Annotated in this window: 10 protein-coding genes; 6 read left to right on the top strand and 4 right to left on the bottom strand. The window is 68.1% G+C overall.

Annotation, left to right across the window (positions count from 1 at the left end):
* The first annotated feature begins 20 nt into the window (after positions 1-20).
* The 3 genes from H7A87_RS19365 to zwf all read left to right on the top strand — a co-directional run bounded on the left by H7A87_RS19365 (position 21) and on the right by zwf (position 4,072).
* On the top strand, positions 21-350 hold the full coding sequence (locus H7A87_RS19365) for a phosphotyrosine protein phosphatase (protein ID WP_119129843.1): 330 nt from the start codon (positions 21-23) through the stop codon (positions 348-350).
* A gap of 63 nt (positions 351-413) precedes the next feature.
* Positions 414-2,213, top strand: coding sequence for a glycoside hydrolase family 15 protein (locus H7A87_RS19360; RefSeq protein WP_119129842.1), 1,800 nt, complete (start codon positions 414-416; stop codon positions 2,211-2,213).
* Positions 2,210-4,072, top strand: coding sequence for a glucose-6-phosphate dehydrogenase (gene zwf / locus H7A87_RS19355; RefSeq protein ID WP_119129841.1), 1,863 nt, complete (start codon positions 2,210-2,212; stop codon positions 4,070-4,072). The genes H7A87_RS19360 and zwf overlap by 4 nt, the downstream gene beginning before the upstream one ends.
* Positions 4,073-4,394: 322 nt before the next feature.
* Here the strand turns inward: zwf and H7A87_RS19350 are convergent, their stop codons facing one another.
* Positions 4,395-6,206, bottom strand: a complete 1,812-nt coding sequence (locus tag H7A87_RS19350) for a monovalent cation:proton antiporter-2 (CPA2) family protein (RefSeq protein ID WP_104584150.1) — start codon at positions 6,204-6,206, stop codon at positions 4,395-4,397.
* A 499-nt stretch (positions 6,207-6,705) separates the two neighbouring features.
* On the opposite strand from H7A87_RS19350, the gene mgtE reads away from it, so the two are divergent.
* Entirely contained in the window at positions 6,706-8,073 is a 1,368-nt protein-coding gene (mgtE, locus tag H7A87_RS19345; protein ID WP_119129840.1) for a magnesium transporter, read from the top strand.
* A gap of 210 nt (positions 8,074-8,283) precedes the next feature.
* Here the strand turns inward: mgtE and H7A87_RS19340 are convergent, their stop codons facing one another.
* The 3 genes from H7A87_RS19340 to H7A87_RS19330 form a co-directional block, all read right to left on the bottom strand.
* Positions 8,284-10,623: a TonB-dependent hemoglobin/transferrin/lactoferrin family receptor gene (locus H7A87_RS19340; RefSeq protein ID WP_119129839.1), complete on the bottom strand. Its 2,340-nt coding sequence runs from the start codon at positions 10,621-10,623 to the stop codon at positions 8,284-8,286.
* A 142-nt stretch (positions 10,624-10,765) separates the two neighbouring features.
* Positions 10,766-11,665 (bottom strand): EF-hand domain-containing protein, encoded by a 900-nt coding sequence (locus H7A87_RS19335; RefSeq protein ID WP_119129838.1) that lies wholly within the window; start codon positions 11,663-11,665, stop codon positions 10,766-10,768.
* Between the two features lie 140 nt (positions 11,666-11,805).
* Positions 11,806-12,591 carry a DUF4198 domain-containing protein gene (locus H7A87_RS19330; protein ID WP_119129837.1) on the bottom strand — a complete coding sequence of 262 codons (786 nt, stop codon included), beginning with the start codon at positions 12,589-12,591 and terminating at the stop codon, positions 11,806-11,808.
* A gap of 198 nt (positions 12,592-12,789) precedes the next feature.
* Here H7A87_RS19330 and H7A87_RS19325 point away from each other — a divergent pair, with 198 nt between their 5' ends.
* Entirely contained in the window at positions 12,790-15,498 is a 2,709-nt protein-coding gene (locus H7A87_RS19325) for a bifunctional acetate--CoA ligase family protein/GNAT family N-acetyltransferase (RefSeq protein WP_104584156.1), read from the top strand.
* 105 nt (positions 15,499-15,603) lie between these two features.
* Positions 15,604-16,644, top strand: coding sequence for a DUF475 domain-containing protein (locus H7A87_RS19320; RefSeq protein WP_104534912.1), 1,041 nt, complete (start codon positions 15,604-15,606; stop codon positions 16,642-16,644).
* The last annotated feature ends 1,109 nt before the right edge of the window (positions 16,645-17,753 follow it).

The following is a 17,753-nucleotide window of genomic DNA, read 5'->3' as shown; positions in this document are numbered from 1 at the left end:
GCGGCGGAGCACCGCTGCGGGTGCTGTTCGTGTGCAGCCGCAACCGGCTGCGCAGCCCCACCGCCGAGCGCGTGTTCGCCGACTGGCCGGGCGTGCAGACGCAATCGGCCGGGCTGGCCGCCGATGCGGACGTGCAGCTCACCCCGGAGCTGTTGCACGAGGCGCAGCTGGTGCTGGTGATGGAGCGTCGCCATCTGCAGCTGTTGCGCAAACGCTTTGCCGCGCATCTGCGCCATTGCCGGGTGGCCTGTCTGCAGATTCTCGACGACTACGCCTACATGGACCCGGCACTGATCCGTCGCCTGGAACACACGGTGCCACCATTGCTGCGTCTGCCGGCGTTCTCGTAACCTGATCCCGACACTGCGCGTGCAAGACTGGGCCTTCACTCGCACGAAGGAAGCGCCTCTACGATGAGCGTGCGTATCGAGGACCATGCCATGCTGGGTAATTGCCACAGCGCGGCCCTGGTCGACCACCGTGGCACCATCGACTGGCTGTGTCTGCCACGTTTCGATTCCGACGCGTTTTTCGCATCCTTGCTGGGCGATGAGCAGCACGGGCAATGGGCGTTGTCGCCGGCCGGCGACTTTCGCAGTGAACGTGCCTATGAAGACGACAGTCTGGTGTTGTGCACGCGCATGCACACCGACACCGGCACGGTGGAACTGGTCGACTTCATGGTCGCCAGCGAGGAAGGCGACGGCCACCAGCACCTGGTGCGGATCGTGCGTTGCGTGCAGGGCGAGGTGCCGATGCACATGCGCCTGACCTTCCGCTTCAACTACGGCCGCACTGTGCCCTGGGTGACGCGTATCGATGGTGGCATCCGCGCCATCGCCGGGCCCGACCAGCTCGCCCTGCGCTCGCCGCAGGCGCTGCATGGCGAGGACATGGGCACCGAAGCCGACTTCACGCTGCGCCAGGGCCAGAGCACCTGGTTCCTGCTCAGCCATGGCCTGTCGCATCAGCCCACGCCGACGGCGATCGATCCGGAACAGGCGCTGCAACGCACGGCCGCGTTCTGGCATGGCTGGGCACGTCGCTGCACCGATGTCGGCCCCTGGACCGAGCAGGTGCGTCGCTCGCTGGTGGTGTTGAAAGGACTCAGCTATCTGCCCACCGGCGGCATCGTCGCTGCGCCGACGGCCTCGTTGCCCGAGCATCTGGGCGGCACCCGCAACTGGGATTACCGCTACTGCTGGCTGCGCGATTCGGTGTTCACGCTGATCGCCTTGCTGCAGGCCGGGTATCGCGACGAAGCAGAGGCCTTCCGCGATTGGGTACAGCGTGCCATCGCCGGGTCGCCGGACCAGTTGCAGGCGCTCTACGGCATCGCCGGCGAGCGCCGGCTGCAGGAATGGGAAGCGCACTGGCTGCCCGGCCATGAAAACTCCAGCCCGGTGCGTATCGGTAACGGGGCGGTGGATCAGTTCCAGCTCGACGTCTACGGCGAGTTGATCGGCGCGTTCCACTACGCGCGCGAAAAGGGCGTGGCACCGCTGTCCGACGCCGATGGCTCGTCGGCATCCTTGCTGGAAAAAGTGCTGGAGACGCTGGAAACGCTGTGGCGGCTGCCCGACGAAGGCATCTGGGAGATCCGCGACGAGCGCCGTCATTTCGTGCATTCCAAGGTGATGGCCTGGCTGGCCTTCGATTGCGGCGCGCGCGATGGCATCACCAATGCCGATGCGGCCAAGCGCGCGCACTGGGGCCGTATCGCCGAGCAAATCCGCGCAGAAGTGCTGGAGAAGGGCGTGCACCCGGACGGGCATTTCGTGCAGAGCTATGGTTCCGACCGTCTGGACGCGTCGCTGTTGCTGATTCCGATCGTCGGGTTCCTGCCGGCCGAGGATCCGCGCATCGCCGCCACTGCCGATGCGATCGCACGCGACCTGACCATCGATGGATTGGTCGAACGCTATCGCGCCGACGACAGCGCCGACGGGCTGCCGGCCGGCGAGGGCACCTTTCTTGCCTGCAGCTTCTGGCTGGTGGAAAACTATGCGTTGCTCGGGCGCACAGAGCAGGCACGCATGCTGCTCGAACGTCTGCTCGGGCTGTGCAACGACGTGGGCCTGCTTGCCGAAGAGTACGACCCGCGCAGCAAACGCATGCTTGGCAACTTCCCGCAAGGGTATTCCCACGTGGCTCTGGTCAATGCGGCATTGCGCCTGCACGGACGCATGGGCGAAAAGGAAACACATCCATGAATGAACAAGCCACAACCCCGCCGTGCATCATCGTGGTGTTCGGTGCACGCGGTGACCTGACCAAGCGCCTGGTGATGCCGGCGCTGTACAACCTGCGGCGCTCCGGCGCGCTGGGCGAGCAGTTCGCCATCGTCGGCATGGATCATGGTGATATCAGCGAGCGCTCGTGGCGCACGATGATGGGCCAGTCGATGACCGAGCTGCTCAGCAGCCGCGATGCCGAATTCCAGACCGACGAGTTCGATACCGACACCTGGGAGTGGCTGCGCGAGCGCATGCATTATCTGCGCGGCGATTTCACCGACCTGGGCGCCTATCAAACCCTGGATGGCGCGCTGGAGAAACTGCACAAGCGCTATGGCACCCAGGGCAATGTGCTGTTTTACCTGGCCACCGCCGCGCGCTTCTTCGAGCCGGTACTGCTCAACCTGGGCGAAGCCGGGCTGGTCAGGCAACGCGAGGGCGAGGGCTGGCGTCGGGTGATCGTGGAAAAACCCTTCGGACACGATCTGCCCAGCGCCGTCGCGCTCAATGCCACCGTCGCCAAGGTGCTGCACGAGGATCAGGTGTTCCGCATCGACCACTTCCTCGGCAAGGAAACCGTGCAGAACATCCTGGCGTTCCGTTTCGCCAACGGCCTGTTCGAGCCGGTGTGGAACCGCGACCGCATCGATCATGTGCAGATCACCGCCGCCGAAACCATCGGGGTGGAGGGGCGCGGACGCTTCTACGATCCCACCGGCTGCCTGCGCGACATGGTGCCCAATCACCTGTTCCAGTTGCTGGCGATGATTGCGATGGAGCCGCCGGCCGCGTTCACCACCGAGGCGATGCATCGCCGCCGCGCCGAAGTGATCGAAGCAGTGCGCCCGATCAAGCCCGAAGACGTGGTGCGCGGCCAGTACGCCTCCGGCGCGGTCAACCGCAGCGCCGTGCCGGGGTATCGCGAAGAAGACACGGTGCCGGACGATTCGGAAACCGAAACCTATGTGGCGATGAAGCTGCAGGTCGACACCTGGCGCTGGGCCGGCGTGCCGTTCTACCTGCGCACCGGCAAGCGCCTGCGTGAGCGCACCACCGAGATCGCGATCCGCTTCAAGCCGGCGCCGTTGGCGCCGTTCCGCAGCACCGAAGTGGGCGGCTACGGCCCCGACTGGCTGGTGCTGCATATCCAGCCCGACGAAGGCATCTCGCTGCAGTTCGACGTCAAGCGCCCCGGCGCGCAGGTCAGCCTGGCACCGGTGCGCATGGACTTCCGCTATCGCGACTGGTTCCCCAAGGAATACACGGTGGGCTACGAGCGCCTGCTGCAGGACTGCATGAACGGCGAGGCCGGCCTGTTCCAGGACGCGGCCATGGTGGAAGGGGCCTGGCGCATCGTGCAGCCGATCCTGGATGCCTGGAAACAACCGCCCAGCGACTTCCCCAATTACGCCGCCGGCAGCGCCGGCCCCTCGGCCGCCGACGCCTTGCTGGCCATGAATGGTGGACACGCCTGGCGCGCGCTCACCCCGGGCCGCAAGCCACCGCCGCGCCGCGCACCGGACGCCCGTGGCAGCACCACCACGCCGGTCAAGAAAGCCACCGGGAAGACGGCCAAGAAGGCTGCCAAGGCACCGGCCAGGAAGATCACCAAGACGGCAGCCGAAAAGGTCACCAAGGCGCCAGCCAACCGCGCATCTGCGGCCGCAGCAAGATCATCGCAGGATGCGGCTACGTCGCCGGGCAACGCGGCAAAGAAAGCCGTGAGCAAACGCGCAACCGGCAAGGTCGCAAAGACCGCCGGCAAGACCGGGGCAGGCAAGCGCGCAGCGAAGAAGTCGACCAGCAAGACCGCGGCGCGCACGCCACGCCGCTGAGGGATGCGAGCGGCATACAGCCGCCGCAGCTCCACGTAGGAGCGTGCCCGCGCGCGACGGGCTTTATCGGTAACGCCCGGGTCGCGCGCGGGCACGCTCCTACGAACAGGGCAGCGATTGTGGGTGGTTGGTGCAGGTTCGCCATCCGCATCGGCTTAGGACTTGGACGCGATCGAATGCTCGCGTGCAGGTCGTCTTCAAGCATCGACTGCGCAGCTAACGCTGACGAAAGATGCACCACATCCGCGTAGGAGCGTGCCCGCGCGCGACGGGGTTTTGCCGATAACGCCTCTTCGCGCGCAGGCACGCTCCTACGAAGGGCTCAGCGATCGAGCGTGGTGGGCGTGGGCTCGCCGTCCACATCGGCCTTGACGTCGGCTTCGAACAGATGCATCAGGTCCGCGCGTGCATCGCGCGAGGTCTGGATCACCTTGGCTTCGTCGTCATAGACCAGGTGCTGGCGATGCAACAACTCTTCGTCGTGCTGGCGGAACCGTTTGACGTGCTCCTTGGCCACCGCCTCGCCCAGCCCGAGCGAGGTCAGCACGCGTTCGCTCAGTTCCAGGCTGGAGGCGAATACCTCGCGGAACGGTTCGGCGCCCAGGTCCATCAGCTTCCAGGCATGCTGGCGATTGCGTGCACGTGCCAGCACCGTGGCCTGCGGGTACAGGCGGCGGATCAGCCGCACCGCCTTGATGTTGGTTTCCGGGTCGTCCACCGCGATCACGAACACCTTGATGCGGTCGGCACCGGCGGCGCGCAGCAGTTCCGGGCGGGTGGGGTCGCCGTAGTACAACTGGCTGCCGAAGCGGCGCAAGTCCTCCACGGTGTCCGGATTGTGTTCCAGCGCCACGAACGGCACATGCCGCGCGGTGAGCAGGCGCGCCACGACCTGGCCGAAGCGGCCCATGCCGGCGACCAGGACCTTGGGCGTTTGCGCATCGATGGCGTCGAACGGGCGATCGGACGTGGGCGCGTGCAGCCGCAGCGGCCCGTTGAGGATGCGCTGCATGCCGAGCAGCAACAGCGGCGTCAACGCCATCGAGACACCGACAATGGCCACCAGCCGGTCGTGGTTGGCGCGCTCCAGCAAGCCGACGCGATCGGCCTCGTTGAACACCACAAAGGCGAATTCGCCGCCCAGCCACAACACGCTGCCCAGCATCAGGCTGCTGCGCAGCGGCAGTCTGGCCACGCTGCCGATCCCGACCAGCAGCGAGAACTTCACCACCAGCAGGATCGCCACGCCGCTGGCGATAAGCCACGGCTCGGCGACCACCCGGTTCAGGTCGATGCCCATGCCGACCGAGATGAAAAACAGTCCCAGCAGCAAACCTTCGAACGGCTCGATCTGCGATTCGAGCTCGTGGCGGAATTCCGAATCGGCCAGCAGCACGCCTGCCAGAAACGCGCCCAGGCTGGCGCTCAATCCGGCTTCCTGCATGATCCAGGCGGTGCCCAGCACCACCAGCAAGGCGCTGGCGGTGAACACTTCCGGCATGCGCGTGCGTGCCACCATGTTGAACAGATAGCGCAGCACGAAGCGCCCGCACAGGATCACCAGCGCCAGCGCCGCCACCGCCTTGGCCACGTCCTGCCATTCCAGGGTGGCGTTCTTGCTGCCGCCCAGCAGCGGAATCGCCGCCAGCAACGGAATGGCGATCAGGTCCTGGAACAGCAGGATGGCAAATGCCAGGCGCCCGTAGTCGCTATTGAGCGCCTTGCGTTCGGCCAGCAGCTGCAGCCCCACCGCGGTGGACGACAACGCCAGCGCCACGCCGACGATCAACGCGCTTTTCCAGCCCAGGTTGCCGAGCATCAGCAGGCCGCCCAGGATCAGCGTGGTCACCACCACCTGGGTGGCGCCGGCACCGAACACCGAATGCCGCATCACCTTCAAACGTGCCGGCGACAGTTCCAGGCCGATCACGAACAACAGCATCACCACGCCGATCTCGGCCGCGCCGCTGATGCGCTCGGCATCCTGCACCACGCCCACGCCGTCGGGGCCGAGCACCACACCGGCGACCAGGTAGGCCAGCACCGCGCCCAGGCCGAAGCGCTTGAACACCGGCACCGCCACGATGGCGGCCAGCATCAGCACCAGAGCCAGTTCCAGACCACCGCTATGCATGCGCACTCTCCGTTGAGAGGTGCATTATGCCGCCCGCGGCGGCCTGTCGGCCCGGATCAGCGTGTCCTGCCTGCAACACGGCAGGCGATCGCCGCCAGCGGGCGCCGGCATCGCCATCGAACGCCAGGGCAGCCTAGGGCGCGACGCCCGCGCCCTGTTCCGGCGGTGGCCCGATGGCTGCTCGCCACTGTGGATCTGCCGCAGGGCGTGCGTGCGGCGTCCGCTGCCCGGCGGCCCGATCGCGCCTTTCAAGCCATGCCGTGCACCGGCGGCTGGACGCGCGCTGAGCGCCGCCCACGCAGGGCATTGACCACGCCAGCCCAGGCGCGCAGACTGCGCCGCGCCGCCGCCCGGATCACCGGTCGGTACGCACTCTCGGAGCCCTCTCTCATGTCCAGCGACAGTCACCCTAGACCCGGGTCGATGACCCAGTTGGCGCGCGCCTGAGGCTTCAGGTTCGCCGGCTGTCATCGACGACGGTCGTCACCAGGCGAACCCCATGTACAACGAAACCCTGCGCCTTGCCCAAGGCGTCGATGCCTTGATCGCACCCATGGCCGACTTCAATACGGCCGATGCGGTGGAATACCTCAACACCCTCGACCGCGACGATGCCGCCCATGTGCTGGCCGCGCTGCCGCCGCCGCGTGCGGTGAAGGTGCTCGAACAACCCGAGCTGCACGACGCCAGCGCCCTGGTCGCGCAACTGCCGGCCGAGCAGGCCGCCTCCCTGCTCGGGCAGATGGCCGACGACCGCGCCACCGACATCTTCCATGGCCTGGATGCCGAGCAGCGCCAGGGGTTGCTGTGGCTGCTCAGTGCCGAGGCGCGGCTGTCGATCCAGGCCTTGATGCGCTACCCGCCCAATACCGCCGGCGCGCTGATGACCACCGAGTTCGTGGCGGTGCCGGCCGACTGGACCGTGGGCCGCACCCTGCAGCACATCCGCGAGGTGGAGCGCAGCCGCGAGACGGTCTATGCGATCTACCTGCTCGACCCGCACACCCGCGTGCTGACCCAGGTGGTCACCATGCGCCGGCTGATCACCGGCGCGCCGGATGCGCCGATCCTGGAGGTGGCACAGGTCAACCCGCCGGTCACGGTGGACCCGGCGCTGGACCAGGAAGAAGTCGCCCGGCTGATCCGCCGCCATGACCTGCTGGCGATCCCGGTGGTGGATGCGCACGGCCATGTGCTGGGCATCGTCACCGTGGACGATGTGCTGGACGCGCTGATCGCCGAATCCACCGAGGACGTGCACAAGTTCGGCGGCATGGAGGCGCTGGACAAGCCCTACATGCAGATCGGCTTCGGCCAGATGATCAAGAAGCGCGCCGGTTGGCTGAGCGTGCTGTTCCTGGGCGAAATGCTCACCGCCAGCGCGATGCAGCACTTCGAGGACGAGCTGTCCAAGGCGGTGGTGCTGACCCTGTTCATTCCGTTGATCATGAGCTCGGGCGGCAACTCCGGCTCGCAGGCCACCTCGCTGCTGATCCGCTCGCTGGCACTGCGCGAACTGCGCCTGGGCGACTGGTGGAAGGTGGCGCTGCGCGAACTGCCCACCGGGCTCACCCTGGGCGCCATCCTGGGCATCCTGGCGATCGTGCGCATCACCCTCTGGCAGACCGCCGGCCTGTACGACTACGGCCCGCACTGGCAGATGGTGGCGCTGACCATCGGTGCGGCGCTGATCGGTATCGTCACCTTCGGCTCGCTGTCCGGCTCGATGCTGCCGTTCGTGCTGCAACGGCTCGGCTTCGACCCGGCCAGCGCCTCGGCGCCGTTCGTGGCGACCCTGGTGGACGTCACCGGCCTGGTGATCTATTTCAGCATTGCCGCCGCGATCCTCAGCGGCACCTTGTTGTAGCGCGGCGGGCAGTGCGCGGGGCGCGCGAACAATTGCGCCCCGCCATGCTCCGGTCGAGAAGCCGCACGCAACGCGGCACCTCGCCCGGTCGTTGACGCTGCGTCTCGGCACTCGGCACTCCGCGGCCGGTGCCGGACCAGGCCGGACCGGTGGTCCAGCCTGCCTCGCTGCACGGCCCACCGTGCAGCGAGGCGCAGCGGCGATCGCGCCTCAGAAGGTCACATACAGCGTGGCGCGCAGGTTTCGGCCCGGTTCGCTGTAGCGGCCGATGCCGTCATCGGTGGCATAGCCGTACAGATAGAAATCGCCGCGGGTGACATTGCGGATGCGCGCCCACTGGTAGTAACGCTCGTCGAACAGGTTGTAGACGCCGAGATTGACGCGCACGTGCGCGTTGAAACGGTAGCTGCCGAACAGGTCGACCACGCTGTAGGCATCGCTGAGGAATGGCTCGGCCGCAGCGCCGAAGATGTCGTTCTCGACGTTGACGTCCTTGGCTTTCTTGGCCAGCGCATGGGTGATGTTGGCGGTGACACGCAGGCGCTCGTCCAGGCCCTGCCAGCTCAGGCCGAGCACGCCGCGATCCGGATTGATGCTGTCCAGCGGGCGGCCGTCTTCCAGCTCGCCCTGGTTGTGGGTCCATGCCGCGCGCAGCAGCCAGGCATCGCCGAGCCTGAACTGCGCATCCAGTTCCACGCCCTTGACCTGGACCTGGCCGACATTGCGCAGCGTGGTGTAGGCGTAGCCGTTGCGCGTGGTGCACACGCCGCGGGTACAGGTCTGGTAGAGCGTGCCGGCATCGGTGGTGACGGTCTCGCTCTGGATGAAGTCGTCGTAGCGGTCGCGGAACACCGACAGGCCCACGCGCGCCCAGTCGCTCTCCCAGCGCCAGCCCAGTTCCAGGTTGAGGCTGCGCTCGGCCTCCAGCGCGGGATTGGCGGCCACGGTGGGCACGTTGACGGTGGCGCCGGTGTCCACCCGGGTCAGCGCGGTGATGCTGGTCGGGGCATACATCTCGGCCGTGGTCGGGGCACGGAAGCCGCGCCCGGCCTGGAACCACAGCGTCTGCTGCGGGGTGAAGGCATAGCTGATGCCGGCCTGCCAGGTGGGCGAGGAGAACGTCACCTCGCGCACCGTGCCGGTGCTGTCGACGAAGGTGGGCGACAGCGTCGGCGCGTAGCGATAGTGGTCGTAGCGCGCACCCAGGGTCAGCTGCAGGCGGTCGTCGAGCAGGCCGATGCGATCGCGCAGGTACACGTTCCAGCTGTCGGCATCGGTCTTGGGCACCTGCGCCGGATCGATGGTGGCGGTGTCCAGCGTGCCGGCATTGTTCCAGCGGTAGTCGATCGCGCTGTAGTCGATGCTGCGGCGCTGCCAGGCCGCCCCGTACAGCAGCGCCTGCGACCAGCCGTTGCCATGCAGCTGCTTGTCGAAGTCGACCGCGATGCGGTCCAGGGTCTGCTCGGTGTCGCGATCTTCGGCCCGGCGGCACGGCAGCGCCACCGTGCAGCGCGTGGTGGCGGCGGTGGCCGGCGTGCTCGAGCTGCCGCTCTGGGTCAGGATGCGGGTGGTGCCACGGCTGTCGGTCTGCTGGCGGTCCAGCTGCGCCTGCAGGGTGTCGAACAGGGCGTTGTCGGCATTCCAGAGGTAGCGCAGGCCGTAGCGGTCACGGTCGTTGCTGTCGTCGCCAACGCGTTCGGCGTAGCTGGGCGCGCTGACGCGGCTGAGATTGTCGACCCGGTTCTGCGCGCGGTTGCGCTCGTACACCACGCCGAAGCGGTGCTGTGCGTTCGGCACCACGTCGAGTTTGGCCAGCACGTTGTCGCTTTCGTTGTCGATCGGGTCGGGCGTGCGCCGCGCGCTGCCGGTGTCGATCCCGGTGCTGGAATACCAGCCCTCGGACTCGTGGCCCTCGCGGCGGGTGTAGCTCAGCATCGATTCGACGATGCCGCTGCGGTTGGCGACGGTGAGGTTGCCCAGCCATTGGTCGTTGTGGCCGGTGTAGCCGGTCTTCAGGCCGACATGGCTGTCGTTGCCCTGGGCCTTGAGGTAGTCGTAGGGGTCCTTGGTGGTGAATACCACCGCACCACCGAGCGCGCCGCTGCCGGCACTGATGGAATCGGCGCCCTTGACGATGTCCACCCGCTTGAGCGAATCGACGTCCACGCCGCCGCGGCCGGCGCGGAAGAACTCGTAGTCGCGCGCGGTCTCCACGCCCTCGGCCATCGACAGGCCGTCGATGGTCATCGCCACCCGGTCGCCTTCCAGGCCGCGGATGTTGAAGCCGTTCTCGCCGAAGCGGCCCATGTCGGCGATGCTCACGCCGGGGATGTAGCGCACCAGGTCCTCCATGCTCTCGGCCTGTTCCTGCTGCAGTTGCGCGGTGTCGAGGGTGGTGACGTTCTGGTTGCCGGAGGCGCGCTTGTCGCGCGCGGCCTTCACTTCGACCGGGTCGAAGGTGGTGGCGTCGGCCGGTGCCTGTTCGGCATGCAGCGGGAAGGCCAGGCCGGTGGCGATCGCCAGGGCCAGCAGGGTCGGTGTCGAGGTCATCGTGGAGTCCACAGTCAGGAGGAGGAAGGAGCGCCGGACGGCGCGGACCTGGCTGCAAGCGGCAGAACACCGCAGTCGCGTAGCTGGGTGGGCCCGCCAGCGGCGGGCCAGGGGGCGCGGGCGCCAGGGCCCGCGCGGCAGGTCAGTCGGCCCGGGCCGGCGTGGTGGCCGGCGCGGTCGCAGGCGCCGGCGGCGGCAGCGCGGCATCGCTGGCATCGACCACGCCATCGTGGTTGCGGTCGACGCGGGCGAAGGTGCGGAGCCCCGACGCCTGATATTCGGCGAAGGTCATGCGCTGGTCCTTGTCGGTGTCGAGCACCTTGAAACGCACATGCACCTGGCGGTCGTCGGCCTGCTCGAGCGCGGTGAGGCGACGGTTGAGGCGGTCTTCGAACTCCACCCGGTACTCGTCCGGCGACAGCGCCGCGTTGCGGTCGCCGTCGGCGCTGGCGAACTGCGCCGCGCGCAGGTCGGCGTATTCCTTGCGGCCCACCTTGCCGTCGCCGTTCTCGTCGTACAGCGCCAGGAAGCCCTCGGCCGCCTGGCTATCGGGCATGCCGGGGCGGCCGCCGTCGCGATCGAAGGCCTGTGTCCTGTCGCCAGGGGGCGCCTTGCCCGCCGCCGTCAGCGCCGCCTGGCCGCGCGCCCAGTCCTGCGCACCGGCGGCGTCGAATTCGGCGCGCGACACCTGCCCGTCGCCATCGGCATCGAGTGCGGCAAAGCGCTGCCTGCCGTGCGCGGCCTGCGCGCTGCGTTCCTGCTCCAGCGCCTGCTGGCGACGCTGGCGGAATTCGGCCACGTATTCGTCCTCGTCGACGCTGCCGTCGTGGTTGCGGTCGGTGGCGTCGAAGCGGGCGCGGCGAAAGGCGGCGAAGTCGGCGGCGGTGATGCGGCCGTCGCGGTCGTCGTCATGCTGGGTGATGAAGGCCTGCACGTTGTTGCCGTGACCGCCGAGCAGCGGGCGCGGCCCGGACTGGGCGAGTGCGGTTGCGGGAAGCAGCAGCGCGCACAGGCACGCGCCGGCTAGGGAGCCAGTGTTCATGGATTGCCTCTTGAGGGGGGAAACGGTGGCGGGCCGTGGCGCTGGCTGGGCCTGCAGGCGTGTCGGTACGCCGGGCGGAGACACCGCGCCGGTGAAGTCGGGCCAGTGGGGCATGCAACCGCCGCAGCGGTTGCGCGGCGCTACGGCTCCAGCACCTGGAAGGTGAGCGTGGTGCTGTTGCTGTACTCGCGCACCGGGGCGTCGGCCGGGGCCGGGGTGCGGTGGCGGGACAGCGCCAGCCAGGTGCCGGCGCGGTCAAGCTTCATCGTGACGCGGCCGGCCGCGTCGGTGGTCAGGCTGACCAGCGTCGGGGTACGGTCGGAAGTCCAGACCGCTTCGCTGATGTCCACGGTCTGCCCGGGCAGCGGCACGCCGTCGTACTGCACCGTAAAGACGAAGCGCTCGCCGACATACAGGTCGTTGGGATGGGAGACCGGCACCAGTTCCAGGCCACGGTTGCGCGGCGCCAGCGCGGTGCGATCGGGCTTGCCGACGCTCAGATAGGTGTCGGCCAGGGTGCGCGACTGGAAGCTGGCGAGCAGCGTGGCGCCCTTGGGCATGGGCACGTTCGGGTCGCGCACGGTCTGCCGTTTGCCATCCAGCTCCCAGGTGCGGAATTGCGCGCCCACGCGCAGGCCGGTGCTGACCCGGTAGGTGCCGGGCTGCTTGCCCAGGGTGTGTTCGACCACGGTGCGGGTGTCGAGCGCCTGCACCCGGGCCGGCGCGACATCGCGGCCGTCGGGCCCGGTGATGCGGAAGTGGCTCTGGTCGAAGGCCGCCTCCGGGACGAAGAAGGTCTCGGCGAAGGCCGCGTCCAGGGTCACCGTCTGGCCCGGTTGGGGCGTGAAGGTGTTGGGTGCCAGGTAAGGGGTGTGCGCAGAGGCGGAGGCAGCGAGCAGCAGCGCCGACAAGGTCAGCAGTTTCATGGGGGGCCCTGTTCCGAGTGGGTCGCTGGCGGCAGGGCGCGGGGCGGCGCAGGAAGCTGGCTGACCACACGATATTAACGAAAATGCGAATCGTTCACAACAATAACAGGCGCTGCGTCGCGCTTCTCCAGCGCGGGATCGATGACGTGCGCTCGGGCCGACGTGTACCGTGTCCGCTTTCCCCGCCGTCTCTTCGCCATGAGTACCTACCACCTGCAGCAGGTCTTTCGTCCCACCACCGTGGCGGTGGTCGGCGGCAGCCCGCGCGATCGCTCGGCCGGGCGGGCGGTGGTGCGCAATCTGCGCGCGGCCGGGTTTCCCGGGCAGATCGGCTGGGTGAGCCCGCGCTATACCGAGATCGACGGCGTGCGCACGGTGGCGCGACTGACCGATCTGCCGTGGGTGCCGGACCTGGTGGTGATCACCGCGCCGGCGCGCATCGTGCCGCGCATCGTCTCCATCGCCGCGCGGCGCGGGGTGGCTGCGGCGATCATCCTCACCGCCGGGCTGGGCAGCGGCCCCGGCTCGCCGGCCGCGCGGATGGAAGCGGCCGCGCGCGCCAAGGGCATGCGCATCCTCGGCCCGCACTGCCTGGGCGTGATCGCCCCGCATGCGCGGCTCAATGCCAGCATCGCCGCGCATTGTCCGCAGGCCGGCGACCTGGCATTGATCTCCGAATCCAGCGCGATTGCCGCCGCGCTGGTGGAATGGGGCGTGGCGCGCTCGGTGGGGTTCTCGGCGGTGGTGTCGCTGGGCGACACGCTGGATGTGGATTTCGGCGACCTGCTCGACTACTTCGCCACCGACTACCGCACCCGCGCGATCCTGCTGTATGTCGAACGCATCGGCGATGCGCGCAAGTTCATGTCGGCCGCCCGCGCCGCCGCGCGCGCCAAGCCGGTGGTGGTGGTCAAGTCGGGGCGCCAGTTCCGCATCAATCCCAATGCCGATACGCATGCGCAGGCGCTGGCCGGCTCGGATGCGGTGTATGGCGCCGCATTCGCGCGTGCCGGCCTGTTGCGGGTGGGCGCGCTGGACGAATTGTTTGCCGCCGCCGAGACGCTGGGCCGGCTCGGCAGTTTTCCCGGCCGGCGGCTGGCCATCCTCAGCAATGGCGGCGGGGTGGGGCAGCTGGCGGTGGACCAGCTGGTGCTGCGCGGCGGCACCCTGGCCGAGCTGTCGGCCAAGACGCTGGAGCGGCTGGATCAGTCGTTGCCGCAAGGCTGGTCGCGCAGCAATCCGGTGGACATCATCGTCGATGCCGACGGGCCGCGGTATGCCGCGGCGATCGAAGCCTTGCTGGACGACCCGGAGAACGACGCGCTGCTGGTGGTCAACGTGCCGACCGCGTTCACCTCCTCGGCCGATGCGGCCAAGGCGCTGACCCGCGCGCTGGACCAACGCAACCGCTACCAGCGCGAAAAGCCGGTGTTCGCGGTATGGCTGGGCCAGGACGATGCGGCGATTGCCGCGCTCAACGCCGCGCGCGTGCCCACCTATGCGACCGAATCGGACGCGGTGCGCGGCTTCACCCACCTGGTGCGCTATCGCGAGGCGCAGGCGGCGTTGATGGAGACCCCGCCCAGCCTGCCGGAAGATTTCGTGGTGGATGCGGCCATCGCCCGCACCGTGGTCGACGACGCCCTGGCGGCCGGCCGGCGCTGGCTGGACCCGGTCGCCACCAACCGCCTGCTGGCCGCCTACGGCATCCCGATCGTGCCGCTGCAGGTGGCCGCCACCGCCAACGAGGCCGCCTTGCTGGCCGACCCGCTGTTGGCCGTCGGCCGCACGGTGACCTTGAAGGTGCTGTCCAGCGACATCGCGCACAAGTCCGATGTGGATGGCGTGCGCCTGAACCTGTCCAGCGTGGCGGCGGTGCGCGAGGCGGCGGCCGGCATCCTGGCGCGGGCGCGCGCTGCGCTGCCGGATGCGGTGATCGAGGGGGTGATCGTGCAGCCCACCGTGCTGCGGCCGAAGGCGCGTGAACTGATCGCCGGCATCGCCGACGACCCGGTGTTCGGCCCGGCCATCGTGTTCGGCCGTGGCGGCACCGCGGTGGAAGTGATCAACGACCGCGAGCTGGCGTTGCCGCCGCTGGACCTGCGCCTGGCCCACGAGCTGATCGGGCGCACGCGGGTCTCGCGCATCCTCAAGGCCTACCGCGACGTGCCGGCGGCCGACGAGCGCGCGGTGGCGCTGGTGCTGGTCAAGCTGGCGCAGCTGGCCGCCGACATCCCGGAAATCACCGAGCTGGACATCAACCCGTTGCTGGCCGACCGCGATGGCGTGATCGCGCTGGACGCGCGCGTGGCGGTGGCGCCGGCGCGCAAGCTGCACAAGGGGCGCGGCCATCCGCGCTTTGCGATCTTCCCGTATCCGAAGGAGTGGGAGCGCCAGATCGGGCTGGGCGATGGCACGCATGCGCTGGTGCGTCCGGTGCGCCCGGAGGACGACGCCTTGTTCCGCGCGTTCTTCGCGCGGGTCACCGACGAAGACCTGCGGCTGCGCTTCTTCCAGTCGGTCAAGCATTTCAGCCACGAATTCATCGCCCGGCTGACCCAGCTCGACTACGCGCGCTCGATTGCGCTGGTGGCCATCGACCCGAAGACCGGCGACATGCTCGGCGCGGTGCGGCTGCATGCCGACGCCGACTACGAGCGTGGCGAGTACGGCATCCTGATCCGCTCCGACCTCAAGGGCCATGGCATCGGCTGGCAGCTGATGCGCATCATGATCGAGTACGCGCGCTGGCTGGGCCTGAAGCAGATCGAAGGCCAGGTGCTGCGCGAGAACCGCACCATGCTGGCGATGTGCCAGAGCCTGGGCTTCGGGGTCCGCCCGGATCCGGACGATGCAACCCTGATGGCGGTGACACTCCCTATAATGGGCGAGCCACGCCCGGCCTGACCTTGGGTCACGCCGCGGTCCCCCCCCCTCACCGCATGCCGGATCTGCCGGGCCCCGCCCCGGCCCGTTGCTCCGGCTGTCGTCTTGGCCCGCCTGGGAGTGTCAATGTTTCGCGATTTCAGAATGTCGTTCTTGGTCACAGCGATCTGCCTGGGCCTGGCTGCCTGGTGGGGTCATACCTCCGCGATGGGCATTTGGCAGGCCCTGTGGCTATGCCTGGTGCTGAGCGTGCTGGAGGTGTCGTTGTCGTTCGACAACGCGGTGGTCAACGCCGGCGTGCTCAAGCACATGAACGCGTTCTGGCAGAAGCTGTTCCTCACCGTCGGCATCCTGATCGCGGTGTTCGGCATGCGCCTGGTGTTCCCGATCGTGATCGTGTCGGTGGCCACCGGCATGGGCCTGGTGCCGGTGATGCAGATGGCGCTGAAGGAGCCGGACCGCTACAGCCAGGTGCTGACCGACAACTACCCGTCCATCGCCGCCTTCGGCGGCATGTTCCTGCTGCTGGTGTTCCTGAACTTCCTGTTCGACCAGGAGCGCAAGCTGCACTGGCTCGGCCCGGTGGAGCGGCTGGTCGGCAAGCTGGGCAAGGCCGATGCGATGTCGGTGATCGTGGCAGTGTCGGTCTTGCTGGGCACCAAGCTGTTCCTGCCTGACGCCATCTTCCAGAGCGTGCTGTTCGCCGGCCTGGGCGGCATCCTGCTGTACCTGCTGGTCGGCAGCGTGGACGCGCTGTTCGAGGCCGAAGAGGGCGAGGACGGCATGGGCCCGGCCAAGCGCTCTGGCATTGCCGCCTTCCTGTACCTGGAAGTGCTGGACGCCTCGTTCTCGTTCGACGGGGTGATCGGCGCGTTCGCGATCACCCGCGATGTGGTCATCATCATGCTGGGCCTGGCGATCGGCGCGATGTTCGTGCGCTCGATGACGGTCTACCTGGTGCACAAGGGCACCCTGGACGAGTTCGTGTTCCTGGAGCACGGCGCCCATTACGCGATCGGCGTGCTGGCGATCATCATGCTGGTCGGCACCGTGTACCACGTACCGGAAGTGCTGACCGGCCTGATCGGCGTGGCCTTCATCGCCGCCTCGGTGTGGTCCTCGATCCGCTACCGCAAGCGCCACCATATCGGCCCGACCGAGATCTGATCCCGCGCATTGGCCGCGCTAAAGGCGTCAGGCGGTTCACTTGAGAGCGGCTCGCAAAGCGTCTTCGCGGTCATCGGGTGGACGCTGCTGACGGACGGGCGGGCGCCGTTAGGTCTGTGGCTTGGCTGCAAGGCCCTTGCCCGCCCACCATCGCAGGACACGCCGCAAGTACGTCCGTGTAGGCTCTGGCGCGGCATCCATGCCGCTCAAGGTCCCGCGACGGTGGGCGGGCAAGGACCAGTCGAGATGGTCGGTGTGCATGGTTTTCAATAAAGCAGCCGACCAATTGTCTGGTGCGGTGAGGGCGCCGCGCCCTCGACACTGCGAGTTTGCTGCAGGGCCCTTGCCCGCCCACCATCGCAGGACACGCCGCAAGTACGTCCATGTAGGCTCTGGCGCGGCATCCATGCCGCTCAAGGTCCCGCGACGGTGAGCGGGCAAGAGCCAGTCGAGACGGTCGGTGTGCATGGTTTTAATAAAGCAGCCGACCAACTGTCTGGTGCGGTGAGGGCACCGCGCCCTCGACGCTGCGAGTCCTTGCTGCAGGGCCCTCTACCGCAACGCCCAATAGAGAGAGCGGCAGCGCACACCTGGATTCGGCAGTGGCGAGTTTGCTTCCCCAGCTTGGGCGTGCCGGCGGAGCGGCCCGCCAGGCGTGCGGTGCCGCTTGAGGCGGTCACGGCCAACTGACCGGCTTCAGCATCGATGCGTGTCGCAGCCAACCCAACCGGACCCAACGGGTCGATGGAAATGCCGGTTTGGGCCTTGACTGCGCAGTCCAATTGGACGGGTTCCCAGCCTCTTGCCGACCGTTCGTCAGACAGTGCTTTGTGCTGTAAGGGTTTTCGGGAATTTCCTACATTTGGTGTTGACCCCTCCGGGTGACCCCACTATCTTGGGGGAGTCGGTGGTTGGTCGCCCCAAGGCGTCCGGACCAGTGAGAGCATGATTTGCAGCAGGTTGCCAATCAAACGCCTCTCCGCGGCGGCAGCGATGAACGATCACAGCCATCCGGGCCTCGCCTGGAGCAGGCGGCGTGGTCTCGTTGCGCCGCTGTTGTTTCGCCACCGACCACTGCGCGACAGCACACCGCGCGGTGGCGGCCGTGG

The sequence above is a fragment of the Xanthomonas sp. CPBF 426 genome (genome assembly GCF_903989465.1).
In the GTDB taxonomy this organism is placed as follows: domain Bacteria; phylum Pseudomonadota; class Gammaproteobacteria; order Xanthomonadales; family Xanthomonadaceae; genus Xanthomonas; species Xanthomonas euroxanthea.
This window is presented reverse-complemented; position numbering and strand designations above follow the sequence as displayed.

What these genes read in the sequence shown, in the direction of transcription:
- H7A87_RS19360 (WP_119129842.1), top strand. Translation starts at nt 414, where the DNA reads ATGAGCGTGCGTATCGAGGACCATGCCATGCTGGGTAATTGCCACAGC.
- zwf (WP_119129841.1), top strand. Translation starts at nt 2,210, where the DNA reads ATGAATGAACAAGCCACAACCCCGCCGTGCATCATCGTGGTGTTCGGT.
- H7A87_RS19350 (WP_104584150.1), bottom strand. Translation starts at nt 6,206, where the DNA reads ATGCATAGCGGTGGTCTGGAACTGGCTCTGGTGCTGATGCTGGCCGCC.
- mgtE (WP_119129840.1), top strand. Translation starts at nt 6,706, where the DNA reads ATGTACAACGAAACCCTGCGCCTTGCCCAAGGCGTCGATGCCTTGATC.
- H7A87_RS19340 (WP_119129839.1), bottom strand. Translation starts at nt 10,623, where the DNA reads ATGACCTCGACACCGACCCTGCTGGCCCTGGCGATCGCCACCGGCCTG.
- H7A87_RS19335 (WP_119129838.1), bottom strand. Translation starts at nt 11,665, where the DNA reads ATGAACACTGGCTCCCTAGCCGGCGCGTGCCTGTGCGCGCTGCTGCTT.
- H7A87_RS19330 (WP_119129837.1), bottom strand. Translation starts at nt 12,591, where the DNA reads ATGAAACTGCTGACCTTGTCGGCGCTGCTGCTCGCTGCCTCCGCCTCT.
- H7A87_RS19325 (WP_104584156.1), top strand. Translation starts at nt 12,790, where the DNA reads ATGAGTACCTACCACCTGCAGCAGGTCTTTCGTCCCACCACCGTGGCG.
- H7A87_RS19320 (WP_104534912.1), top strand. Translation starts at nt 15,604, where the DNA reads ATGTTTCGCGATTTCAGAATGTCGTTCTTGGTCACAGCGATCTGCCTG.